This window comes from Caenimonas sedimenti (assembly GCF_007833165.1).
GTDB lineage: Bacteria > Pseudomonadota > Gammaproteobacteria > Burkholderiales > Burkholderiaceae_C > Ramlibacter > Ramlibacter sedimenti.
The window spans coordinates 1-24,401 of record NZ_VOBQ01000006.1 but is presented as its reverse complement, the minus strand read 5'-3'; the positions used below and the strand labels follow the sequence as shown (position 1 = coordinate 24,401).

Here is a 24,401-nt window from a genome sequence, read left to right as displayed (position 1 = left end):
ATGAGCTATCAGTTCTCCCCGGAAACCACTTTCCCCAAGCAGCTGGCGCCGGTTTCGCGGCCGGCACCGAGGCGCACGGGCCGGTTCGCGCGGACGCGCGGCCTGCGCCTCATGCGCGGCGCCTATGCCGTGTTGTGCCGCCTCGCGCCGGCCGTCGCCGCGCAACTGGCCTACGCGCAACTGGCGACGCCGCCACGGACGGCGCAGCTCGACTCGCGGCTGGCATTGCGCGACCAGGCCCTCGGGCATCGCCTGCCATTCGCCGGTGGCGACCTGGCGGTGCTGTCCTGGGGCCAGGGCCCGGCGGTGCTGCTGGTGCACGGCTGGGGCTCGCACGCCACCCACATGGACCGCATGATCGGCCCGCTGGTGGGCGCGGGGTACAGGGTGGTGGCATTCGACGCGCCGGCGCATGGGCAGTCGACGGGTCGTGCCACCGACCTCGTGCAGTTCGCCGCCGCCATCGCCGCCGTGGCGGCGCACACCGGACCGCTGCACGCGGTGCTGGCGCATTCCTTCGGCGCGTCCATGGCGCTGTACGCGCAGCGCGACTGGGGCCTGGACGCGAAGAAGATGGTGCTGGTCAGCTCGTTCGACCATTGCAACTGGTTCACCGAGGCCTTCGCCGAACACGTGGGCCTGACGGCCGCCGTGCTGGCCCGCGTCCGTGACCGCCTGGTGCGACTGTACGGCGGACGGCTGGACTGGGCGCGCATGTCGGTGGTCGACATGCTGCGTGGCAGTGATTCGCAAGCGCTCGTCATCCACGACGAGGAAGATGAGGAGATTCCCTTCGAGCACGGCCTGGCACTGGCGAATGCCCGGCCTGGTGTGCGGTTCAGGGGCACTCGCGGCTTCGGCCACCAGCTCGTGCTGCGCAGCGCCGGCGTGATCGATGCCGTCGTGGAGTTCATCTCCAGCGAGGAGGCCTCGTGACCCGCCTCGCCCTGGTCCTGGGCAGCGGCGGCGTGCGGAGCGCCGCGGCACTGGGCATTGCGCAGCGCCTGGGGGAAGAGGGCATCCGGCCCGGCCTGGTGGCCGGCTGCAGTTCGGGGGCGCTGTTCGGCGCCACCATCGCCATGGGGCTGGACGCGCGGCAGGCCCTGCAGCTCGCGACCCGCCTCTGGTCACAGGAGCTCACGCGCCAGCGGCGCTGGCGTTCCTATGCGCAGATGATCCTGCCCAAGGTGGCCGGTTTCGGCGCGGGCTTCGCGCTGCGCGACGACGCGCTGATCGCCCGGCGCATCGCCGACGCATTCGGCGATTTGCGGCTGGAGCGCCTGCCGATCCCGCTGCGCGTGGCGGCCACGGACGCCGCCTCCGGCAGCCCGGTGTTGCTCACCCGCGGCCGCCTGGCCGACGCCTTGCGCGCCAGCATGGCGGTGCCCATCATCTTCCCGAGCGTGGAGATCGAAGGCCGGCGGCTGGTGGACGGCGTGCTGTCCGATCCGCTGCCCATCGCCGCCGCGCACGACGCCGACGTGGTGCTGGCACTGGGCTTCGCGGGCCAGATGCCGCGGCGGGTGGACCGGCTGTCGCGCCTCGTGGCGCAGACCAGCACCACCCTCATCAACAACCTCATGCACGCCCGGACGGTGGCGGCGCAGGCGGCGGGCCACGAGGTGATCCACATCGACCTGGCGCTGGAGCGCCAGGTCGGGTTGTGGGACACGGCGGCCATGCCCGAGCTGTTCGAGGCGGGCCGGCGCGCGGCGCAGGTGGCCTTGCCGCGCATCAAGGCGGCATTGGACCGCCAGCCGCCGCCACGTCCGCGCCGCCGCGCCGGCCACCCCGCCTTCGCCTTCCCCGCCTTCGACTGATGTCCATCACCACCCTTCAACGCATGACCATGACCACCAACCGCACCGAGCAATACGCGAAGTGCATCGCCGCGTCCAGGCGCATCCGCTGGGACATCGACCGCGACGTGATCCGCGGGCGCGAATTCGACTTCTCCCGCCGGTTCCTGCCCGACGGGCTGTCGCGCATCCGGCGGCTGGCCTTTCTCGCGCCCGCGGAGCAGCTGCGCCTGAGCCAGATCCAGGGCCGCACCTACGCCAACATGTTCGGGCTGGTGGAGCGCTTCATCGCCATCAAGATGCTGGAGCTGAGCCGCGATCACTGGTACGGCGACCAGGTGGCGCTGGAAGCGCTGGTGCGCTTCACCGACGAAGAATTGAAGCACCAGGAGCTGTTCCGCCGCATCGAGCTGCTGGCCGGCAAGGGCATGCCCGCGGGGTACCAGTTCCTGCCCACGGCCAACGCCGTGGCGGCGCAGGTGCTGCAGGCGTCGACCTGGGCCGTGCTGGCGCTCACCTGCCACATCGAGCTGTTCACCCAGGCGCACTACCGCCACAGCCTCGAGGCCGACGAAGAGATTTCCGAGCTCTACCGCGACGTCTTCCTCTTCCACTGGAAAGAGGAGTCGCAGCACGCGCTGCTGGACGAACTGGAATGGGAGCGCGAGAACGGCCGGCTGTCGCATGCGGAGCGGGACCGCGGGGTGGACGACCTCATCGGCCTGGTGGCCGCGGTCGACGCCATCGTGCGGCAGCAGGCCAGCGCCGACGCGGACTACTTCGCCAGCACCTGTGGCCGGGCGCTGACCGCGCAGGAGGCGGCCGAGGTGGCCGCCGGGCTGCTGCACGCCTACCGCTGGCAATACATCGTGTCGGGTGTGCAGGAGCCGCGCTTCGCGCGCGCCCTCGCGCTGATGGTCACCGCCGAGCAGATGAAGCGGATCCAGGCCGCCCTGCAACCTTTGATGGGGTGAACGGCGCCATGAATCCATTGCAAAAGGCTTCGACGGCATTCGCGCTGTCCCTGGGGATGGCCACTGCGGCCGCCGCCAATCCCGCCGCCACGCTGGACCAGGCCCACCGGGCCTATCACGAGGGCGAGTTCGGCCGGTCGCTCCAGATGTACGAACAGCTCGCCGGCGCGGGAAACGCCGAAGCCGCGGAGCGCGCGGGCTTCATGCTGTTTCACGGCAGTGCTTCCTACGGCCGGCAGGTACGCCATGACCCGGGCCGCGCCATGGCGCTGCTCACGCAGGCGGCCCGCGCCGGCCGCCCGGGCGCGGGTTTCCTGCTGAACCTGATCGATCAATCCAACTAGGCCTTCGGCCCTCGACTTCAATTCACGGAGGATTCATGAGAAGACATTTTGCAAAGAGCGCCGTCACGGCGGCCGTCGGTGTGCTGTTGGTGGCGTGCGGCGGGGGCGATGGTGCTGGTGGTGCGCCTGGCGCCGCCACGGCGGAAGCCCGAATGGCCATCGCCCGGGACATCTTCGACGAGCTGGGATCCGCGGCCTCGATCCGGAAATCGGGCGTGCGCGTGGCCGACGTGCCCACGGCCCCGCTCACGGCCATCATCGCCGGCGGACAGGGCCGCGTGTACTCCGTGCCCCAGGGGCTGGATTGCGAAACGAGCACCTGCGTGGGCAACCTCCCTCAGGGCACGGTGGTGAGCCTGCGCGCGGTGCCGGCACCTGGCTTCGCCTTCGACCGCTGGGAGGCGAACGGCGTCTGTTCCGACTTCGTGAGCTGCAACGTCACCATGACGGGCGCGCGGACCGTCACCGCCCGCTTCGTGCCGGCCGACCCGCTGGCCGCTTGCGACGTGACCCGCAGCACCGCCGGCACGCCCGCGGTGATCGCCACGGCCCACCCCAAGCTCCTGCTGGCCAACGCGGAACTGAAGGCCTGCCTGCAGGAAAAGTACGCGCGGGCCGCGCCCGAGGTCATGCGCCTGAAATCGCTGGTGGACACCGCGCTGGCCGGAGGCAATCCCTACAATTTCTCGCCCTGGTTCGCGGCACTGGTGTTCCAGATGTCGGGTGACGTGCGCTACCGCGACCTGGCCATTGCGCGCATGGACCGCATCGTGTCCGACGAAGAAGCGCTGATCGCCGCTGGTTCGGCGCCGCGGGTGCACGGCAACAGCTACCTGGAGGTCGACTGGTACCTGGGCAATTTGGCGCGCGTCTACGACTGGGCGTATGACGGCCTGACCGGGCAGCAGAAGGCCCGCTGGATCGGCTATGGCAACCAGGCCATGTGGAACGTCTGGAAAGCGCCGGGCAACGCCACCACGGGCATGGAAGGCCGCTGGGGCGACCGCGCCCACCGCTGGAGCGGCTGGGCCACCGACAACCCGGCCAACAACTACTACCGCCACTTCATCAGTGCCGGCATGCAGCTGGGGCTGGCCACGCATGGAGACAACCCGTCGGCACCCGAATGGCTGGACATCTTCCGCAACCAGAAGATCGAGCGTGAACTGATCCCGCTGTTGAACGCCAAGGTGCAGGGTGGCGGATCGACCGAAGGCACGGGCTACGGCGTGTCGACGCGCACGCTCTGGACGGTGTACGACACCTGGGAGCGCTCCACCGGCGAACGCCTGGCCGACAAGACGCCGCACACACTCGCGTCCATCGCGCAGGAAATCCACACGATCATGCCCACGCTCGACCGGCGGGCCGTGGTGGGCGACTCCACCCGCAGCGTGACGGGCGAGCTGCACGACTACAACCGCGACTACCTGCAGCAGCTGATCGCGCTGTATCCCGGCGAACGCCTGGCGGGCGTGGCCCGCGGCGTGGTGATGAATTCGAGTGTGCCGCGCATGCGCCACGACTACGACTACTACTCCGACGTGCTGTACGGCCTGCCGAGGACGCAGACCACGCCGGAAGTCCCCCGTTCGGCGCTGGCGACTTCGTACTGGGGCGAGGGCACGGGCAACTTCATGATGCGCTCCGACTGGAACACGGACGCGACCTATGGTCACTTCCAGTGCGGCCGCTACGACGAGAGCCACGCCCATGCCGACCAGGGCAGCTTCATGATCTTCAAGAACGACTGGCTCGCCTATGACTCGATCCAGCGCTCACTGTCCGGCGTGGACCAGTTCATGTCGCTGCACAACCTGCTGCGCCTGAACATGCCCGACGGCGCCGAGGTGGAGATGCGCGCCAACACCATCCCCTGCCGCGTGATGGCCCTGGCCGACCACCCGCGCTACAGCTACATCGCGGCCGACCTCACGCCCGTGTACAGCTGGCGCCATGGCGACTACGCGCGTTACCAGAACAAGCACAACGACCGCGTGAAGAAGGTGCAGCGGGAGTTCCTCTTCATCCGCCCCAGCACGTTCGTGGTGCTGGACCGGGTGGAGACCACCGTGCCAACCCGGCAGTCGTGGCTGCTGAACACGCCGGTGATGCCCGCGGTCAACGGCGGCGAGATCGCGGTCAGCAACAACGGCAACAGCCTGCGCGTGCGGACGCTCGCCCCGGCCAATGCCGCCGCGGAGGTCGTGACCTCCACCTTCTGGAACGCCGACCGCTCGGTGAGCCGCGACTGGTGGCGTGCCGAGGTCAGCCAGACCGGCACCGCCAACGTGTTCCTGCACGTGCTGGACACCAACGGCGCGGTGCTGAGCGCCACGCGCTCGGATGCCGAAGGGCAGGTGGGTGCGCGCATCCAGCTGGCCGACGGGCGCACGGCCACGGCCCGCTTCGCCATCCACGCGCTGGGTGGCAGCCTGGATGTGCAGGGCGCCCAAGGCGAGGTGCAGGTGGCTGGCGCTCTGCCGGCCACCATCGCGCCGCCGCCCGTGTTCGCGGGCGACCCGCCGCCGGCGCCCCGTCCCCCGCCAGCCGTTTACGTGCCCACCGAGCTGAACTATGGCGGCGGGCCGCCGTCCCCGGCACCTTCGCCGGCACCCGCGCCTTCGCCTTCGCCTTCGCCTTCGCCGGCACCTTCGCCCTCTCCGGCGCCGTCGCCTGCTCCGGCACCCGCGCCGACCCCCGCGCCGGCACCGGCCGACCCGGTGCCCGCACCGGCGCCTGCACCGCTGCCGGTGGGCAACGAGCTCGTGCTGCGGCAGGGCCTGAACGCCTACCAGGGCGTGACGGATGTCGGTGTGTCCAACCAGGGCACGCAGTACAACTACGGCAAGGGCGTGGTGGTTCCCGTGGGCAAGACGGGGGCGTTCCGCATCGACGGCAGCCAGGGCTATGAAGCACGCAGCTTCGTGCGCTTCGCTGGCCTCGACAGCCTGGCCGGGCGGCGCGTGACGCGCGCCGAGCTGGCCCTGACGTTCACCTTCGGCGCCAGCGGCTACACGCTGAATGGCATGGTGCTCGAAACGGCGTGGAATCCGCTGTCACCCCGGTTCGGCTGGACCGCCCGCAACGGCACCGGCGCCTGGGCCGTCCCGGGCAGCGGCGGCGCTGACTGGAACAGCGGCCGCACCTTCCAGCTCAGCGGCTTCAACAGCGCGGCGGCCGATACGCGCCGCGTGAACCTGGACCCGGCGGTGGTGCAGCGGTGGATCGACGAGCCGAACAGCAACCATGGCTTCGTGCTGGTGCCCACCGTGGCCGGAAAGACATCGTTCATGCTGGACAGCTCGCACGGGGTGCAGCTCCACCGGCCGACGTTGAAACTGTGGTTCGAGTGACGGTGTGAGCGATGGAGGCCGGCCTCCGCCCCCGTTCCAGGGGACATTGGCCGGCCGCCCGAGGGAGAATTCACCTGGGCTGGCTATAATCAGAGGCTTTCCCGCAAAACCCCGTACGCCTAGCGCATTCCAGCCACCCCCTTAGCGACCGCATCCGCAGGATTGCCGCAGGATTGCGAATGGGCGTACCCGTAACCACACGGAGAACCCAGTGCTTTCGTCGCTTCAGGGCGCTTTCCCGCCCGCCATCCTGGCGCTCGCGGACGGCACGGTCTTTCTCGGCAACTCGATCGGTGCCGCCGGCACCACCACCGGCGAAGTCGTGTTCAACACGGCCCTCACCGGTTACCAGGAAATCCTGACCGATCCGAGTTACTGCCAGCAGATCGTCACGCTGACCTATCCGCACATCGGCAACTACGGCGTCAACGAAGAAGACGTCGAAGCCGCGCGCGTGCACGCGGCGGGCCTGGTCATCCGCGACCTGCCGCTCATCGCCTCCAACTTCCGCACCGGCCTCACGCTCTCGGACTACCTGAAGCGCGAGAAGACGGTGGGCATCGCAGACATCGACACCCGCAAGCTCACCCGCATCCTGCGCAGCAAGGGCGCGCAGAACGGTTGCCTGGTGGGACTGGCGGCCGGCCAGGAAGTCACGCCGGCGCTGGTGGAGAAGGCCGTGGCGGCCGCCAAGCGAGCCCCAGCGATGGCGGGGCTCGACCTGGCGCAGGAGGTGTCGGCGGACCAGTCCTACGGCTGGGACCAGACCGAATGGGAGCTGGGCGCGGGCTACGGCCAGCTCGAGAATCCCAGATATCACGTGGTCGCGTTCGACTACGGCGTGAAGAAGAACATCCTGCGCATGCTGGCGGAACGCGGCTGCAAGGTCACGGTCGTCCCGGCGAAGACGCCCGCCTCGGAAGTGAAGAAGCTCAATCCGGACGGCGTGTTCCTCTCCAACGGTCCTGGCGACCCGGAACCCTGCGACTACGCCATCGCCGCCACGCGCGAGCTGATCGAAGCGGGCTATCCGACCTTCGGCATCTGCCTGGGCCACCAGATCATGGCGCTTGCCTCCGGCGCCAAGACCTTCAAGATGAAGTTCGGCCACCACGGCGCGAACCATCCGGTGAAGGACCTCGACACGGGCCGCGTGAGCATCACCAGCCAGAACCACGGCTTCGCGGTGGACGAAAAGACGCTGCCGGCCAACCTGCGCGCCACGCACGTGAGCCTGTTCGACGGCACGCTGCAGGGCCTGGCCCGCACCGACCAGCCGGCGTTCTGCTTCCAGGGCCACCCCGAGGCCTCGCCCGGCCCCCACGACATCGGCTACCTGTTCGACCGGTTCACCGGCCTGATGGACAAGAAGGCCTGAAGTGAAGCGCGTGGTGCATCGCTGGATCTGGTGAAAGAAGCATGGCCCATCTGCTTTACAGCGCGAAGGACCGCCAGGGCCGTGCGGTCCAGGGCTTTGTCGAGGCCGCAGCCACCGCGGATGCCCGTGAGGAACTCATGGCGCGGGGCTTGAGCGACGTCGTGCTCCACCAGGAGGCGGCCCTCGCCACCGACGCGCGCGACATCGCGGGCCTCGACGAGGCCCAGGCGCGCGAGCTCGCCCGCATCAGCATCTCGGCCATGCGCCGTCCCGGCCTGCTGCCCCTGCTGGGTGACGTAGCCCGCAACAATCGCGGCTGGCTCCTTTTCGACGCGGCGCTGGCCGGATGGGGCGCGTACAGCGGCAGCCGGTGGCTGCTGGCAAGCGGCCTCGGCCTGGCGCTGCTGCCCTTCGCCCTGGCCATCTGGCAATACCGCCACGGCGGCCGCTACCTGGCACTCGTGAAGAGCTTTTCCATCGGCGAGTGGGACCGCGTCCAGGAACTCGCCGCGAAGTTGCGCGTTGTCAGCGCCAGCCGGCCGACCATGGATTTCGACCTGGACGTCCGGCTCGCGTGCATCGTCGCCCGGCGTGACGGTCTGGCGCCCGCTGTGGCGGCGCTCGCCGCCTGGCCGGCGAAGCTGGCCGACACCCCCGGCGTCTATGAAGGCCGGCTGGCCTCGGTGCATGCAGCCGCCGGCGACCGCGACGGGTATGTGCGGCTGATGCAGGCTTCGTACGAGTACGCACCTTCCGAGCCATCGCGGATCCTGGATCTCGCGCTCGCGCACGCGCGTTTCGGCGACGCCAAACGGGCGGGAGAGTTGATGCAGACCCTCGACGCGAGCCTGTTGCCGCCGCACGGCAAGGGCTTCGTGCACTGGGTGGACGGCCTGGTGCGCCTGCGCACCGGTGCCCCCGGCGGCCTCGACGAGCTCCAGCGCGGCGTTGCCGAATTCCTCAAGCTTGCCAGCCAGCCCGCGGTCTGGACCTCACTGGCTTTCTGCACCTGCGACCACGCGGTCGCGCTGGCCCTCGCCGGCAGCCGTGAAGCGGCCCGCGCCGAACTCGCGCAGGTCTGGACGATGGTCCGCGCCCACGCCGACAAGCCCCTCCTTCGCATGCTCCAGGCCGATGGCCTGGCGCCCAACTGATCCCGCTGTTTCCGAAGAATCATGCCCAAGCGCAACGACATCCAAAGCATCCTCATCATCGGCGCCGGCCCGATCATCATCGGCCAGGCCTGCGAGTTCGACTACTCGGGCGTCCAGGCCTGCAAGGCGCTGCGGGAGGAGGGCTACAAGGTCATCCTGATCAACAGCAACCCGGCGACGATCATGACGGACCCGGCCACGGCCGACGTCACCTACATCGAGCCCATCACCTGGCAGACGGTGGAGAAGATCATCGCCAAGGAGAAGCCGGACGCGATCCTGCCGACCATGGGCGGGCAGACCGCGCTGAACTGCGCCCTCGACCTCTGGCGCAACGGCGTGCTGCACAAGTACAAGGGTGCGGCGACCAACAAGCCGGTCGAGCTGATCGGCGCCACGCCGGAATCGATCGACAAGGCCGAGGACCGGCTGAAGTTCAAGGATGCGATGACGCGCATCGGCCTGGGCTCGGCGCGATCGGGCATCGCGCATTCCATGGACGAGGCCTGGACCGTGCAGAAGACGCTGGGGTTTCCCACCGTCATCCGTCCCAGCTTCACGCTGGGCGGCACCGGTGGGGGTATCGCCTACAACTCGGAGGAGTTCGAGACCATCTGCAAGCGCGGCCTGGAAGCCTCGCCCACCAGCGAGTTGCTGATCGAGGAATCGCTGCTCGGCTGGAAGGAGTACGAGATGGAGGTGGTCCGTGACAAGAAGGACAACTGCATCATCATCTGCTCGATCGAGAACCTCGACCCGATGGGCGTGCACACGGGAGACTCGATCACGGTCGCGCCGGCGCAGACGCTGACCGACAAGGAATACCAGATCATGCGCAACGCCTCGCTGGCGGTGCTGCGCGAGATCGGCGTCGACACTGGCGGCTCCAATGTGCAGTTCTCGATCAATCCGCAGGACGGGCGGATGATCGTGATCGAGATGAACCCGCGGGTGTCGCGCTCCTCCGCACTGGCGTCCAAGGCCACGGGCTTCCCGATCGCCAAGGTCGCGGCCAAGCTGGCCGTCGGCTACACCCTGGACGAGCTGCGCAACGAGATCACGGGCGGCGCCACCCCGGCGTCGTTCGAGCCCAGCATCGACTACGTCGTCACCAAGATCCCGCGCTTCGCCTTCGAGAAGTTCAAGGACGCGAACGACCGCCTCACCACCCAGATGAAATCGGTGGGCGAAGTGATGGCCATGGGCCGCACGTTCCAGGAAAGCTTCCAGAAGGCCTTGCGCGGCCTCGAGGTCGGCGTGGACGGGCTGAACGAAAAGACGCAGGACCGCGAGGTCCTCGAGAAGGAACTCGGCGAACCCGGTCCCGAGCGCATCTGGTACGTGGGCGACGCCTTCGCTCAGGGCATGTCGGTGCAGGAGGTGTACGACCTCACCAGGATCGACAAGTGGTTCCTGGTGCAGATCGAGGAGATCGTGAAGATCGAGCTCGACGTCGACAAGCTGGTCGCGCAGAAGGGCGAGGGCGCGCTGGCATCGCTCGACGCGGCCACCATGCGCGCGCTCAAGCGCAAGGGCTTCTCGGACCGCCGCCTCGCCAAGCTGCTGAAGACCACCGACAAGGCCGTGCGCGAGGCCCGCAAGGCCTTGAATGTGCGGCCCGTCTACAAGCGCGTGGACACCTGCGCGGCGGAGTTCGCGACCGACACCGCGTACATGTACTCGACCTACGAGGCCGCTACCTACGGGGGCGTCCCGGAATGCGAGTCCGAGCCGACGAACCGGAAGAAGATCATGGTGCTGGGCGGCGGGCCGAACCGCATCGGCCAGGGCATCGAGTTCGACTACTGCTGCGTGCACGCGGCTCTGGCCCTGCGGGAAGACGGCTACGAGACCATCATGGTCAACTGCAACCCAGAGACCGTGTCGACCGACTACGACACCTCGGACCGCCTGTACTTCGAGCCGCTGACGCTGGAAGACGTGCTGGAGATCGTCGACAAGGAAAAACCGACCGGCGTGATCGTGCAGTACGGCGGGCAGACGCCGCTGAAGCTGGCGCTGGGCCTGGAGGCCGAGGGCGTGCCGATCATCGGCACGTCGCCCGACATGATCGACGCCGCCGAGGACCGCGAGCGCTTCCAGAAGCTGCTGCATGAGCTCGGCCTGCGCCAGCCGCCGAACGCCACCGCCCGCACCGAGCCGGAGGCGCTGGAGAAGGCGCAGGCCCTCGGCTACCCGCTGGTGGTTCGCCCCAGTTACGTGCTGGGCGGGCGCGCGATGGAGATCGTCCACGAGCAGCGTGACCTCGAGCGCTACATGCGCGAAGCCGTCAAGGTGTCGAACGACTCGCCGGTGCTGCTGGACCGCTTCCTGAACGACGCGATCGAATGCGACGTGGACTGCATCGCCGACCATACCGGCCGCGTCTTCATCGGCGGCGTGATGGAGCACATCGAACAGGCCGGCGTGCACTCGGGCGACTCCGCCTGCTCGCTGCCGCCTTACTCGCTCTCGGCAACCACCATCGACGAACTCAAGCGGCAGACCGCGGCCATGGCCAAGGGGCTCAACGTCATCGGGCTGATGAACGTGCAGTTCGCCATCCAGCAGAAGGACGGGCAGGATGTGATCTTCGTGCTGGAGGTCAACCCACGCGCGTCGCGCACCGTGCCCTACGTCAGCAAGGCGACGGGCATTCAGCTGGCGAAGGTCGCCGCGCGCTGCATGGTGGGCAAGTCGCTGGAGGAGCAGGGCATCCTGAAGGAGGTGAGCCCGCCGTACTTCAGCGTGAAAGAGGCGGTCTTCCCCTTCGTCAAGTTCCCGGGCGTGGACACCATCCTCGGCCCCGAGATGAAGTCCACCGGCGAGGTGATGGGCGTGGGCAAGACCTTCGGGGAAGCCTTCGTCAAGAGCCAGCTGGGGGCGGGCACCAGGCTGCCGACCTCCGGCAAGGCATTCCTCACCGTCAAGAACAGCGACAAGCCGCGCGCCGTCGAGGTCGCCCGACAACTGGCCGCGCTGGGCTTCGACATCGTGGCCACCAAGGGCACGGCCGCCGCGATTTCGGCCGCAGGCATCCCCTGCGTCACCGTCAACAAGGTGACGGAAGGACGGCCGCACGTGGTCGACATGATCAAGAACAACGAGATCGCGCTGGTGATCAACACGGTCGAAGAGCGGCGCAACGCGATCGCCGATTCGCGGCAGATCCGCACGTCGGCGCTGCTGGCCCGCGTCACCACGTTCACCACCATCTTCGGCGCCGAAGCGGCCGTCGAAGGCATGAAGGCGATGGAGAACCTCGACGTGATCTCGGTGCAGGAGATGCACGCGCAGCTCGTCTGAAGCACCGCGCGGCGGACAGCTGCTTATAATTGCCGCTGACCCTTTCAGACCGCCGGCCGGCAACGTCCGGCGGTTTCCCTTTGTGGAGACGCCGCAATGGCAACCATTCCAGTGACGAAACGCGGCGCCGAGAAGCTCAAGAGCGAGCTGCACCGGTTGAAGACCGTGGACCGGCCCGGTGTCATCCAGGCGATCGCGGAGGCGCGCGCCCAGGGTGACCTGTCCGAAAACGCCGAGTACGACGCCGCCAAGGACCGCCAGGGCTTCATCGAAGGCCGGATCCAGGAGATCGAAGGCAAGCTGGCCGCGGCGCAGATCATCGATCCGTCCGGCCTGGATGCGGGTGGCAAGGTGGTGTTTGGCGCCACCGTCGAGCTCGAGGACGAGGACAGCGGCGACAAGGTCAAGTACCAGATCGTCGGCGAGGATGAAGCCGACTTGAAGCTCGGGCTCATCAATGTGTCCAGCCCGATCGCGCGCGCGTTGATCGGCAAGGAAGAGGGCGACACCGCCGAGGTGCAGGCGCCCGGCGGCACGCGCCGCTACGAGATCGTCGCCGTTCACTACGTTTGAGCTGGAAAGCGCGCGTCCCCCTGCTGGCCGCCGCCCTGTGGTGGGGCAGCCTTTCGGTGGTTGGCTTTCTCGTCGTTCCCCTGCTGTTCGCGAACCTGGCGACACCCGCCCAGGCAGGCCAGATGGCGGCCCGGCTGTTTTCGGCCCAGACATGGCTGTCGCTGGCCTGCGGGATGCTGGTGCTGGTGAGCGCGCGGGATGCGGAGGGCCAGCCCAGCCTGGACGGGGCGGGCGGCGCGCTGCTTTACGTGATCGCGGGCGTGCTGTTGGCGCTGCTGGCCGAATTCGCGGTCGCCCCCCGCATCATGGCCCGGGAGAACCTGCCGCGCTGGCACGCCATCGGCAGCGCGATGTACTTGGGGCAGTGGGTCTGCGCGCTGGTCGTCTTCTGGCGGACCGCGTTCAGCCGGCCTGGCCCTTCTTGACGGACCGCTGCTTGGGCTTGGCCTTCTTCACGATGCCGCCGCTCGTCAGCCGCTGGTTGCCCAGCACGCGCACGCGCTTCACTTCGGGGCGCTGGCCGCCCCGGCTGCTGTTCTGGATGACCTTGTATTCCTTTGGGCCGGGCTTGCGGTCCTCGTCTTCGGCCTTGGCTTTCGCGGGCTTGGGCCGCCAAAGTACCAGCAGCTTGCCGATGTGCTGGATGGGCGCCGCGCCCAGGCTGTCGGCGAGTTCGAGGTAGATGGCCTCGCGCTGCGCGCGGTCCTCGCCGAGCACGCGGATCTTGATCAGCCCGTGGGCGTTGAGCGCGGCGTCGGCTTCCTTCTTGATGGCGGGCGTGAGGCCGTCGTTGCCGATCATGACCACGGGCGAGAGGTGGTGGGCTTCGGCGCGGTGCGCCTTGCGCTCCTGGATGGTCAGTTGGATGGCGGGCATGGCCCTATTATCGAGGCAACGATGAAAACCCGGACCCAGAGCAAGAAGGTGAACAAGGCGTGGTTGAACGACCATGTCAACGACACCTATGTGAAGCTCGCCCAGAAGGAGGGTTTCCGGGCGCGTGCGGCCTACAAGCTGAAGGAAATCGACGAAACCCTGGGCCTGATCCGGCCTGGCGACGTCGTGGTCGACCTGGGCTCGGCGCCGGGTGCCTGGAGCCAGTATGTGCGGCGCAAGCTCTCGCCCGACGGCGCGGCGGCCGGCGCGCTGAACGGCAGCATCCTTGCGCTCGACCTGTTGCCGATGGACCCGGTGGAGGGCGTCACCTTCATCCAGGGCGATTTCCGCGAGGCGGAGGTGGCCGCCCAGCTTGAAACCGCACTGGCCGGCCGCCAGGTGGATGCCGTGGTGTCGGACATGGCGCCCAACCTGTCGGGCATCGCCTCGGCGGATGGCGCGCGCATCGCGCACCTGATCGAACTCGCCGTCGAATTCGCCCAGGCTCACCTCAAGCCCGAAGGCGCCCTGGTGTGCAAAGTATTCCACGGCGGGGGCTATGACGAGTCCGTCAAGCGCTTCCGTGAAACCTTCCGGGTGGTGAAGACTCTGAAACCCAAGGCCTCCCGCGACAAGTCGTCGGAGACCTTCCTGGTGGGTTTGGGGCTGAAGACCGCGCGTTGACGGGCGTTTGTCCTTCGCGGCGCTGTCCGTGTTCCCTATGGAATGCGTAGCGAAAAACCATCATTCCGTACCTTGAAACCCCTAGAATGGGCAGCAAGTAGCCCAGGATGGGCCTGTACCGTATCCGGAGACACAGTTGAACAATCAGTGGTTCTCGAAGATCGCCGTGTGGCTGGTGATCGCCCTGGTCCTTTTCACCGTATTCAAGCAATTCGACACCCGGGGCGCGGCGGGAGCCCAAGTCGTCGGGTACTCCGACTTCCTCGAGCAGGTCCGCAACAAGCAGATCAAGAACGCCATCATCCAGGAAGGCCAGGGTGGCACCGAGATCGTGGCGATGACCCAGGACGACCGCAAGGTGCGCACCACCGCGACCTACCTCGACCGCGGCCTGGTCGGCGACCTCATCAGCAACAACGTCAAATTCGATGTCAAGCCGCGCGAAGAGGGCTCGCTGCTCATGACCCTGCTGGTCAGCTGGGGCCCGATGCTGCTGCTGATCGGCGTCTGGATCTACTTCATGCGCCAGATGCAGGGCGGCGGCAAGGGCGGCGCCTTCAGCTTCGGCAAGAGCAAGGCGCGCATGCTGGACGAATCCAGCAACCAGATCACCTTCTCCGACGTCGCGGGTTGCGACGAAGCCAAGGAAGAAGTGAAGGAAGTCGTCGACTTCCTGAAAGACCCGCAGAAGTTCCAGAAGCTCGGCGGCCGCATCCCCCGCGGCCTGCTGCTGGTCGGGCCCCCCGGCACCGGCAAGACCCTGTTGGCGAAAGCCATCGCGGGTGAGGCGAAAGTCCCGTTCTTCTCGATTTCCGGTTCCGACTTCGTCGAGATGTTCGTCGGCGTGGGCGCGGCCCGCGTGCGCGACATGTTCGAGAACGCCAAGAAGAACGCGCCCTGCATCATCTTCATCGATGAAATCGACGCGGTCGGCCGCCAGCGCGGCGCCGGTCTCGGCGGCGGCAACGACGAGCGCGAGCAGACCCTGAACCAGATGCTGGTGGAGATGGACGGCTTCGAGACGAATCTCGGGGTCATCGTCATCGCCGCCACCAACCGGCCGGACATCCTCGATGCGGCGCTGCTGCGCCCGGGCCGCTTCGACCGCCAGGTCTACGTGACGCTGCCGGACATCCGCGGCCGCGAGCAGATCCTCAATGTGCACATGCGCAAGGTGCCGATCGGTCAGGACGTGAACGCGGCGATCATCGCCCGTGGCACCCCCGGCATGTCGGGCGCCGACCTAGCCAACCTCTGCAACGAAGCCGCGTTGATGGCTGCGCGCCGCAACGCCCGCGTGGTGGAGATGCAGGACTTCGAGAAGGCCAAGGACAAGATCATCATGGGCCCGGAGCGCAAGTCCATGGTCATGCCCGAGGAAGAGCGCCGCAACACCGCCTACCACGAGGCCGGCCACGCGCTCATCGGCAAGATGCTGCCCAAGTGCGACCCGGTGCACAAGGTCACGATCATTCCGCGCGGCCGCGCCCTGGGCGTGACCATGAGCCTGCCCGAGCGGGACCGCTACTCCTACGACAAGGAGTTCATGCTGAACCAGATCGCCATGCTGTTCGGCGGCCGGATCGCCGAAGAAGTGTTCATGAACCAGATGACCACCGGCGCCAGCAACGACTTCGAACGCGCCACCCACCTGGCGCGCGACATGGTCATGCGCTACGGCATGACCGACGCGCTGGGCCCGATGGTCTACGCCGAGAACGAGGGCGAAGTGTTCCTCGGCCGCTCGGTGACCAAGACCACCAACATCTCCGAATCGACCATGCAGAAGGTCGACGCCGAAGTCCGCCGCATCATCGACGAGCAGTACGGCCTGGCCCGCAAGCTGATCGAGACGCACAGCGACAAGATGCACGCCATGGCCAAGGCGCTGCTCGAGTGGGAAACCATCGACGCCGAGCAGCTCGACGACATCATGGCCGGCAAGGAGCCGCGCCCGCCCAAGGACTTCACGCCGCGTCCCGGCAATACCGGCTCCGGCGGCCCCACGGTCGGCCCGGATCCCGCTCCGAACGCCGCGTAAACTTTGGTCAATGTGCTGAAAAAGGGGGCCTTTGGCCCCCTTTTGCCTGATCGCGCTGGCGCACAATCCCGTCCATGCGCTGGCTGACTTCGCGTTTCGAGATCGCCCTGGACCGTCCGAAGGTGATGGGGATCGTCAACGTCACGCCCGATTCCTTCTCGGACGGCGGGCGCTATTTCGCCAGCACGCGCACCGCGGTGGCGCACTGCGAAAAGCTGCTGGTGGAAGGCGCACACATCCTGGACATCGGCGGCGAATCGAGCCGCCCGGGGACGCCGCCGGTCCCGCTGGACGAGGAGCGCGCGCGCGTGCTGCCCGTGCTGCGTGAGGCCGTACTGCTCGGCGTGCCCGTCTCGGTCGACACGTACAAGCCGGAACTGATGCGCGAAGCGCTGGACCTGGGCTGCGACATCATCAACGACATCTGGGCGCTGCGGCAGCCGGGTGCGGTGGACGCGATCGCCGCGCATCCGTCTTGCGGGGTTTGCCTGATGCACATGCACGGCGAACCCGAGACGATGCAGCGCCGCCCGATGGAGGGCGATGCAGTGCCACAAGTGCTGGCATTCCTGCGCTCGCGCAGCGCCGCGCTGGTGGCGCGCAGCATCGCGGAAGAGCGCATCGTCTGGGACGCCGGCACCGGTTTCGGCAAGACGGTCGAGCAGAATTTCGCGCTGCTGGCGCGCCAGTCGGAGCTGCTGGCGGACGGGCGGCCGCTCGTGGCCGGCTGGTCGCGCAAGTCGTCGCTGGGCGCGGTGACCGGGCAACCGGTCAACGAGCGCACGGCGGCCAGCGTGGCGGCCGCGGTGCTGGCAGTGGAGCGGGGCGCGCGCATCGTGCGCGTCCATGACGTGCGTGAGACGGTGGCGGCACTCCAGGTCTGGGCCGCGACCGTCGCGCAATCTTGAGAGAGACCCAGGGAAGAGACATCATGAGCAGGACGTATTTCGGCACCGACGGCATCCGCGGCACGGTGGGCCAGGCCCCCATCACACCCGACTTCGTGCTGCGCCTCGCGCATGCGGTGGGCCGCGTGCTGAAGCGCACGGAGGAGCGCCCGACCGTGCTGATCGGCAAGGACACGCGGATCTCCGGCTACATGCTCGAAAGCGCGATGGAGTCCGGCTTCAATTCCGCGGGCGTCGACGTCGTGCTGCTCGGCCCCTTGCCGACGCCGGGCGTGGCCTACCTCACGCGGGCGCAGCGCGCCAGCCTGGGTGCGGTGATCAGCGCCAGCCACAACGCCTACCCGGACAACGGCATCAAGTTCTTCAGCGCGCAAGGCACCAAGCTGCCTGACGAATGGGAGGCGGATGTCGAGGCCGAGCTCGAGAAGCCGCCCTCGTGGGCCGACTCGGCCACCCTCGGAAAGGCGCGCCGCCTCGATGACGCGGCCGGCCGCTACATCGAATTCTGCAAGAGCACCTTCGCCAACGACCTCACACTGAAGGGCATGAGCATCGCGATCGACGCCGCGCATGGCGCCGCGTACCACATCGCTCCGAAAGTCTTCCACGAGCTGGGGGCCGAGATCCATTGCATGGGCTGCTCGCCCGACGGCTTGAACATCAACGACCAGGTGGGCGCGACCCACCCCGAAGCGCTGGTGCGTTCCGTGCTGGCGAACAGGGCGGACTTCGGCATCGCGCTCGACGGGGACGCCGATCGCGTGCAGGTGGTCGATGCCCAGGGCCGCCTCTACAACGGCGACGAGCTGCTCTACCTCATGGTCATGGACCGGCTGCAGCGCGGCGAGAAAGTGCCGGGTGCCGTCGGCACGCTGATGACCAACATGGCGGTCGAGCTGGCGCTCCGGAAGCACGGCGTGGAATTCATCCGCGCCAAGGTCGGCGACCGCTACGTGCTGGAGGAACTCGAGAAGCGCGGCTGGCTGCTGGGCGGCGAGGGCTCGGGGCACCTGCTTTGCCTGGACAAGCACACCACGGGCGACGGCCTGATCAGCGCGCTGCAAGTGCTGCAGACCGCGGTTCGCTCCGGCAAGACGCTGGCGGAGCTCCTGGAGGGCGTGCGCCTCTTTCCGCAGACGCTGATCAACGTGCGGCTGCAGGCCGGCCAGGACTGGCGCAAGAACCTGAACCTGGCGAGCGAAACCGAGAAGCTGCAACATGAATTGAACGGATCCGGCCGGGTCCTGATCCGCGCCAGCGGCACCGAGCCGGTCCTGCGCGTGATGGTGGAGGCCAGCGACGAGGGCGTGGCCCGCCAGGGAGCCGAGCGCCTCGCGGAAGTGGTGCGCGCCGGCTGATCGTGGGTCAGGTCGTCGCCGTCCATCGCAGCGCGAGCCACAGCTTCAGCAAGTACGCCGAGGACGAGATCGTCCTGGTCGTCGGCCAGGGGGTGGCGGGCGACGCCCACGCGGGCGCCACCGTCAAGCACCGCTCGCGCGTCGCGCGCGATCCGAGCCAACCGAACCTGCGGCAGGTGCATCTGCTCCATGCCGAACTGTTCGACGAACTGGTGGGCCGCGACCACCCGGTGTTCCCAGGGGACCTGGGCGAGAACATCACCACGCGCGGCGTCGCGCTGCTGGATCTGCCCACGGGGAGCCGGCTACGGTTCGGGGACGGCGCCGAGGTGGAGGTAACCGGCTTGCGCAACCCGTGTTCCCAGATCGACCGGTTCCAGCCAGGCCTGACGGCGGCCGTGCTGGACCGCGCCGGGGACGGGGCCTTGATTCGCAAAGCCGGCGTCATGGCCGTGGTCACGCGGCCTGGCCCGGTGCGCGCGGGAGACACCATCCTGGTGCACCTGCCGCCGGTGCCACACAGGCCCCTCCAGCCCGTGTGATCCGTCGTGGCGCGCGGGCCACACAAAGACCCTGGGCTGTGCAGAAATCCCCTGCTGGGTCTACAGTGGAACCCATGCGTCGCGCCTTCCAGATTCTTGCCGGAACGCCTTTGTTGGCTGCCGCCTTGCTGGCCGCGCCGGCGGCCGGCGCGCAGGAATTCGCGCCCAATTACATGCTGACCAAGCCCACCTGGGCGAGCGCCGGCGACCCGGACCTCGCTCCGCGGCTCGGTCTCATGAGTGTCGGCGGACTGCACCTGTCCACGGCCAGCAGCGACACCGGCGCGGGCCTCTCGCTGCAAGCGGGTGCTCAATGGTTCGCCCGCGTGAACGTGGGCCGCAGCCTGGCCAGCGACACGGTCAGCGTGGGCGGCGGCTACCGGTTTGGCGATGGCCAGGCGCTTTCCATGCACGTCACTCGCCAGCTCGGCCAGGAACGGCTCGGCCTGGCCGTTCGGTACGACTGGACGCACACCTACCTGCGGCTCTCGTACGACACCCGCACCGGTCCGGCGGGCAGCCCCGACATGCTCCGCTTCCAGGCCGGCATGCGGTTCTGACCGTCGCGCCGCGGCGCCGGACTGTCTTTTTCCCGGTCACAATCGCCGCTTGCCTGGAGTGCAGGCGAGGAAAACCCATGTCCAACGACCCCGCGCCTGGGTGGAGCGGGGCCGAACGCGCAATGCGCGAGTGGTGTTCTTCTAGTAGCTGTTGAGCACCTCGTCACCGTCGGCTGCGATGCGACCGCCGTCGTTGCGGGTGATGACGATCGTGGCCGAACGCGGACGGGCGTTTGCGCCGCCCGCCCCGTAGCCGGCGTTGCCGGGCCAGTGGCTCACGAACTTCGAAGGGTCCGTCACGTTGGCCTTGCTGATCGTCTCGCCCGGGTGCTGGATGTTGACGAAGATCGTCTTGCCGTCGGGCGTTTCGGTGATCCCCGTGATTTCGCTGTCCTTCGGGCCGACCAGGAAGCGCCGCAGCGTGGCGTTCGTTGGCTTCGCGCCCACGCGCGCGGGCACCGTGAGCTTGCTGCCGTCCGCCTTGGTGTATTCCAGGTTCTGCACCGTGCCGTCGCCGACGCGGCCGGGCACGCCCACCAGCATCATGCAGTTGGTGACATCGGTATAGGCGCCGTCGTCGGTCTGGACGTAGATCAGCCCGGTCTTGGAACTGAACCACATGCCGTCGGGGCTGGAGAAGTCCTGGTCGGCGGTCAGGCCGGACAGGTTGACCTTCAGCGCATCGACGTCTGACTGGGCGCCGTACAGGTACACGTCCCAGGTGAAACTGGTCGCGCCCGGCTCGTCGCCGGCCTCGCGCATGCGGATGATGTGCCCGTTGACGTTGCCTGGGGCGCTCGCGGCCGTCGGGGCGTCGGTGTAGGCACGCGGGTTCGCGGCGTCCACGGCCTGCTGGGAGGAGCCGGACGGCTCGACCTTGCGATTGCTGTTGTTGGTCAGCGCGCAGTAGATCTCGCCGTTCCTCGGGTTGACGGCCGTCCATTCGGGACGGTCCATTTTCGTCGCGCCCAGGGCATCGGCGGCCAGGCGCGCGTTCACCACCACGTCGGCCTGGTCGGCGAACTTGTAGCCGGCGAAGTTCGCGATGGCGGAGCTGGCGATGTTCAACTCCAGCCACTGGCCCGTGCCGTCAGCGTTGTACTTGGCGACGTACAGCTTGCCGCTGTCCAGGTACTTGTCGCCCGTGGTGATGCGGTTCGCCGGGTTGGCGTCCGCGGCCGCCCAGGAGGCGGCGGACACGAATTTGTACATGTATTCGCCGCGCGAATCGTCCCCCATGTACACCGCCAGCGGCTTGCCGGCCGTCGCGCGGCTGAACGCGGCGCTTTCATGCGCGAACCGGCCGAGCGCCGTGCGCTTGCGAAGGGCCTGGGTCTTGTCGTAGACGTCGGCTTCGACGATGTAGCCGAAGGTGTTGAGCTCGTTGCGGTAGTCGTCCGTCCCATCGGTGGAGGTGCCCGTCTGGCTGATGTTCCAGCGGGCATACTGGTCCGCGCTGCCGGCGGTTTCCCAGCCGTGGCGGCTGGCCGCACCCTGCGGGCGGCCGTTGCGGACCAGCGAGACCACGCTCTTCGCCGTGGCGCCGCCGCGCGCGGCATCGTCGGAGGCGGAGCGGGTGAAATAGCCGGCCCAGTTTTCCTCGCCCGTGAGGAAGGTCCCCCACGGCGTGTACCCGGTGCCGCAGTCATTGATGGTCCCGCGGCAGTCGTTGCCCGAAGGGGAGAACTTCGTCTTCATCAGCGCGTTGCCGCGGGCGGGCCCGTTGATCTGCATCGGGGTGAGCGGCGTCACGCGGCGGTTGTATGCCGAATCCCGCACATAGGTGAACTTGCCGCCTTGCTTGCGCACCTCGACGAAGGACAGGCCGTGCGCGGGGATTTCCTTGTCGGCTTCGGACGCGGGCCGCGGATTGGCGGTGACGCCGGCTGCATGCAGATACTGGTCGGTCAGCGCTTCGTGGTTCATCGCCAGGATGCCACGCTCGGAGCCGGCCACATCGCGCGCGGTGCCTGCTGCGTTGAGGCCGAAGTACTCCATGCCGTCATGGTGGTCGCCCGCGCGGTTCTCGTAGCCCGTGTCGGTTCCATCATTCCTGAAATCGGGCGTGGCGGCAGTGAGCGGGTCGCCCAGGGCGTACAGCACCGTCGCCGTGTAGCCCGCGGGCACCGAGACCATATCGGCGACGCTCTTCGCGACGGCGGTGAACGGGGCCAGCGTGATCGGCGAGCTGTCGCTGCCGCCGCAGGCGGACACGGTGCCCAGGACGGCGGCGCCGGCGGTGCCGAGGCCGACGCGCAGGACATTGCGGCGCGAGAGGCGCGCGTCGAGGATGTCCATCAGCGAAGGGTTGCCGGAGCGGTTGCAGTCTTCGTCGTCGTGGGAGAGCAGGGCGACCTGCTCGGCCTTCGTCGATGCATTCATGGAGGTTTCTTGCCTTTCTGGGGTTGTCGTCGGAACAACCCGGCAGGGTAGAAACACCGCGTGACAGTGGCGTGGCTTTCGTGTGACGTCTGTGTGACGACAACCTTTGGCTAGCGGTGCGCGTGCCAGCGCTCGCGCAGGCGCCAGCGTTGCAGCTTCGCGAACTCGCCGAGGCCGCGCAGGAGGGCGGCGGCGATCAGGGGCAAGTGATGCATGAAAATACTCCTGGCTGAGGAGCCACGCTAGCGCCCGCATGTGGCGCTTTCATGACGGCCGCATCCACTAAGCTCGCGCATCCATGGAGACCGCGCCGCTGCCTGAACTGCAAGAGCTGGAACGCATCGTGGAGATGGCCGGCGCCGGTGTGGAGTGCGAGGTCGCTTGCGAAGCACGGCACGGAAAGCGCGTGCTGCCCATCTATGCGATCACGCTCGGCAACCCCGACCGTTCGCTGCCGGCGGTGGGCTACTTCGGCGGCGTGCACGGGCTCGAGCGCATCGGGGCGCGCGTCGTCATCGCCTTCCTGCACAACCTGGTCATGCGGATGGCCTGGGACGCATCGCTGCGCCAGATGCTCGATCAGGTCCGCCTGCTTTTCATGCCGCTCGTCAATCCGGGCGGCATGGCGCGCGGCACACGCGCCAACCCGGCCGGCGTGGACCTGATGCGCAATTCGCCGGTGGACGCCCTGCATCCCGTGCCGTTTCTCGTCGGGGGACAGCGCCTCAGCGCGGGGCTGCCGTGGTATCGCGGCGTGCCCGGGGCAGCCATGGAGCCGGAAAGCGCTGCGCTGTGCGCCCGGGTCGAGCGGGAACTGCTCGGCCGGCCCTTCAGCCTGGCCCTGGACTGCCACTCGGGCTTCGGCATGCTCGACCGCCTGTGGTTTCCCTTCGCCCACCGGCGCGCGCCCTTCGAGCAGTTGCCGGAGCTGCACGCGCTGCATGGGATCTTCGACCAGAGCCACACCCATCATCCCTACGTCTTCGAGCCCCAGAGCCGCCAGTACCTCACGCATGGCGACCTGTGGGACCACCTCGTGCTGCGCGCTCCCGCGCGCGGGCCGGGCGTGTTCCTGCCGCTGACGCTGGAGATGGGTTCTTGGACCTGGGTCAAGAAGAACCCGCGCCAGCTGTTCTCGCGCCACGGCATCTTCAACCCGCTGATCGCCCACCGCGAGCAACGCGTGCTGCGCCGGCACTTGCCGCTGCTCGATTTCGTGTTGCGTGCGGCGGCAGGCCACTCGCTCTGGCTGCCCGCGGGCGCGCGGCGCGAAGAACACCGCCGGCAAGCCATGGCGCGCTGGTACGACGGGGTGCAGCCATGACGACCTGGGTGTTGTTGCGCGGTCTCGCACGCGAGGCGCGGCATTGGGGCGGCTTTCCGGACAAATTGCGGTGCGCGCTGCCGGCGGGGGACACCGTGGTGGCGCTGGACCTGCCCGGCAACGGGGCGTTGTGGCGGGAGCGCAGTCCGGCTCGTGTGGAAGACATGGTCGCAGCAGCGCGGAGGACCCTCGCGGGCGTCCCCCACACACCTCCCTATGCGCTGGTCGCCCTTTCGCTGGGAGGCATGGTCGCCTTGCAATGGGCGCTGGAGCATCGGGAGGAAGTGCGCGGCTGCGTGCTGATCAACAGCAGCCTTGGCCGCTTCTCGCCCTTCTGGCGGCGCCTGCGCCCCGCCAGCTACGCCACGCTGTTGCGGTTGCTGGCACCTGGGCGCGCGGCCATCGACCGCGAACGCGCCATCCTGCGACTGACCAGCAATCTTCCGCTGGCCGAAGGAACGCAGCAGGCATGGACCGCTTACGCGCTCGAGGCGCCCGTCTCGCGCGGGAACGCCTTGCGCCAGCTGAAGGCGGCCGCGCTGTTCCGCGCGCCGGCCGCGGCGCCAGGCGTGCCACTGTTGCTGGTGGCGTCGGAGCGCGACCGGCTGGTCTCGGTCGAGTGCTCCCGGGCGATGGCGAGGCACTGGGGCGCACCCTTGCGTGTCCACCCGGCCGCCGGCCACGACCTGGCGCTGGACGATCCGGGCTGGCTGGCCGGACTGGTGGCGGACTGGAAGACGCGGGTGTCATAGGACCTTCACGCAATGCAGCCAGAGTGGGGGGGGCGGCGCGCCCGGGGCCCCCCCCCCCCCCCCCACACAACAACCGCGCCCCCAACGCAC

At 68.3% G+C, this 24,401-nt stretch carries 20 protein-coding genes; 18 read left to right on the top strand and 2 right to left on the bottom strand.

What is annotated here, in order from left to right; translation table 11 throughout:
• From FN976_RS08495 to FN976_RS08450, 10 genes are all read left to right on the top strand, one after another.
• Nucleotides 1-936 carry an alpha/beta fold hydrolase gene (locus FN976_RS08495; RefSeq protein WP_186510793.1) on the top strand — a complete coding sequence of 312 codons (936 nt, stop codon included), beginning with the start codon at nt 1-3 and terminating at the stop codon, nt 934-936.
• On the top strand, nt 933-1,820 hold the full coding sequence (locus tag FN976_RS29640) for a patatin-like phospholipase family protein (protein WP_145892584.1): 888 nt from the start codon (nt 933-935) through the stop codon (nt 1,818-1,820). The genes FN976_RS08495 and FN976_RS29640 overlap by 4 nt, the downstream gene beginning before the upstream one ends.
• Nucleotides 1,820-2,773 (top strand): hypothetical protein, encoded by a 954-nt coding sequence (locus FN976_RS08485; protein WP_255440243.1) that lies wholly within the window; start codon nt 1,820-1,822, stop codon nt 2,771-2,773. The genes FN976_RS29640 and FN976_RS08485 overlap by 1 nt, the downstream gene beginning before the upstream one ends.
• An 8-nt stretch (nt 2,774-2,781) precedes the next feature.
• Nucleotides 2,782-3,117: a hypothetical protein gene (locus FN976_RS08480; protein ID WP_145892583.1), complete on the top strand. Its 336-nt coding sequence runs from the start codon at nt 2,782-2,784 to the stop codon at nt 3,115-3,117.
• 35 nt (nt 3,118-3,152) lie between these two features.
• On the top strand, nt 3,153-6,473 hold the full coding sequence (locus FN976_RS29635) for an InlB B-repeat-containing protein (RefSeq protein WP_145892582.1): 3,321 nt from the start codon (nt 3,153-3,155) through the stop codon (nt 6,471-6,473).
• Between the two features lie 211 nt (nt 6,474-6,684).
• Entirely contained in the window at nt 6,685-7,851 is a 1,167-nt protein-coding gene (gene carA, locus FN976_RS08470) for a glutamine-hydrolyzing carbamoyl-phosphate synthase small subunit (RefSeq protein ID WP_145892581.1), read from the top strand.
• 41 nt (nt 7,852-7,892) lie between these two features.
• A complete protein-coding gene (locus tag FN976_RS08465) occupies nt 7,893-9,005 on the top strand; it encodes a hypothetical protein (RefSeq protein ID WP_145892580.1) in 1,113 nt (370 codons plus the stop codon).
• 21 nt (nt 9,006-9,026) lie between these two features.
• A complete protein-coding gene (carB, locus tag FN976_RS08460; protein ID WP_145892579.1) occupies nt 9,027-12,311 on the top strand; it encodes a carbamoyl-phosphate synthase large subunit in 3,285 nt (1,094 codons plus the stop codon).
• A gap of 96 nt (nt 12,312-12,407) precedes the next feature.
• Nucleotides 12,408-12,884, top strand: coding sequence for a transcription elongation factor GreA (greA, locus tag FN976_RS08455; RefSeq protein WP_145892578.1), 477 nt, complete (start codon nt 12,408-12,410; stop codon nt 12,882-12,884).
• Nucleotides 12,881-13,309, top strand: a complete 429-nt coding sequence (locus tag FN976_RS08450) for a DUF4149 domain-containing protein (protein WP_145892577.1) — start codon at nt 12,881-12,883, stop codon at nt 13,307-13,309. Before greA ends, FN976_RS08450 begins: the two co-directional genes overlap by 4 nt.
• On the opposite strand, the gene FN976_RS08445 is transcribed toward FN976_RS08450, so the two are convergent.
• The gene (locus tag FN976_RS08445; protein ID WP_145892576.1) at nt 13,287-13,760 is read right to left on the bottom strand and encodes a YhbY family RNA-binding protein; all 474 of its coding nucleotides are present in this window, start codon (nt 13,758-13,760) and stop codon (nt 13,287-13,289) included. The genes FN976_RS08450 and FN976_RS08445 overlap by 23 nt on opposite strands.
• Nucleotides 13,761-13,781: 21 nt before the next feature.
• Between FN976_RS08445 and FN976_RS08440 the strand changes: the two genes are divergently transcribed.
• The 6 genes from FN976_RS08440 (at nt 13,782) to FN976_RS08415 (ending at nt 19,853) form a co-directional block, all read left to right on the top strand.
• Entirely contained in the window at nt 13,782-14,444 is a 663-nt protein-coding gene (locus FN976_RS08440; protein ID WP_145892575.1) for an RlmE family RNA methyltransferase, read from the top strand.
• 136 nt (nt 14,445-14,580) lie between these two features.
• Nucleotides 14,581-16,485: an ATP-dependent zinc metalloprotease FtsH gene (gene ftsH / locus FN976_RS08435; RefSeq protein ID WP_145892574.1), complete on the top strand. Its 1,905-nt coding sequence runs from the start codon at nt 14,581-14,583 to the stop codon at nt 16,483-16,485.
• Between the two features lie 74 nt (nt 16,486-16,559).
• The gene (folP, locus tag FN976_RS08430; RefSeq protein WP_145892573.1) at nt 16,560-17,393 is read left to right on the top strand and encodes a dihydropteroate synthase; all 834 of its coding nucleotides are present in this window, start codon (nt 16,560-16,562) and stop codon (nt 17,391-17,393) included.
• 23 nt (nt 17,394-17,416) lie between these two features.
• Nucleotides 17,417-18,751, top strand: a complete 1,335-nt coding sequence (gene glmM, locus FN976_RS08425; RefSeq protein WP_145892572.1) for a phosphoglucosamine mutase — start codon at nt 17,417-17,419, stop codon at nt 18,749-18,751.
• Nucleotides 18,751-19,293, top strand: a complete 543-nt coding sequence (locus FN976_RS08420; protein WP_222432787.1) for an MOSC domain-containing protein — start codon at nt 18,751-18,753, stop codon at nt 19,291-19,293. The genes glmM and FN976_RS08420 overlap by 1 nt, the downstream gene beginning before the upstream one ends.
• A gap of 74 nt (nt 19,294-19,367) precedes the next feature.
• Nucleotides 19,368-19,853 (top strand): hypothetical protein, encoded by a 486-nt coding sequence (locus FN976_RS08415; RefSeq protein ID WP_145892570.1) that lies wholly within the window; start codon nt 19,368-19,370, stop codon nt 19,851-19,853.
• A gap of 141 nt (nt 19,854-19,994) precedes the next feature.
• Here the strand turns inward: FN976_RS08415 and FN976_RS08410 are convergent, their stop codons facing one another.
• The gene (locus FN976_RS08410) at nt 19,995-22,235 is read right to left on the bottom strand and encodes a PhoX family protein (RefSeq protein WP_145892569.1); all 2,241 of its coding nucleotides are present in this window, start codon (nt 22,233-22,235) and stop codon (nt 19,995-19,997) included.
• Between the two features lie 298 nt (nt 22,236-22,533).
• On the opposite strand from FN976_RS08410, the gene FN976_RS08405 reads away from it, so the two are divergent.
• Both FN976_RS08405 and FN976_RS08400 read left to right on the top strand, forming a co-directional pair.
• Nucleotides 22,534-23,559: a M14 family zinc carboxypeptidase gene (locus FN976_RS08405; RefSeq protein ID WP_145892568.1), complete on the top strand. Its 1,026-nt coding sequence runs from the start codon at nt 22,534-22,536 to the stop codon at nt 23,557-23,559.
• Entirely contained in the window at nt 23,556-24,311 is a 756-nt protein-coding gene (locus FN976_RS08400) for an alpha/beta fold hydrolase (protein WP_145892567.1), read from the top strand. Before FN976_RS08405 ends, FN976_RS08400 begins: the two co-directional genes overlap by 4 nt.
• Nucleotides 24,312-24,401 lie beyond the last annotated feature (90 nt).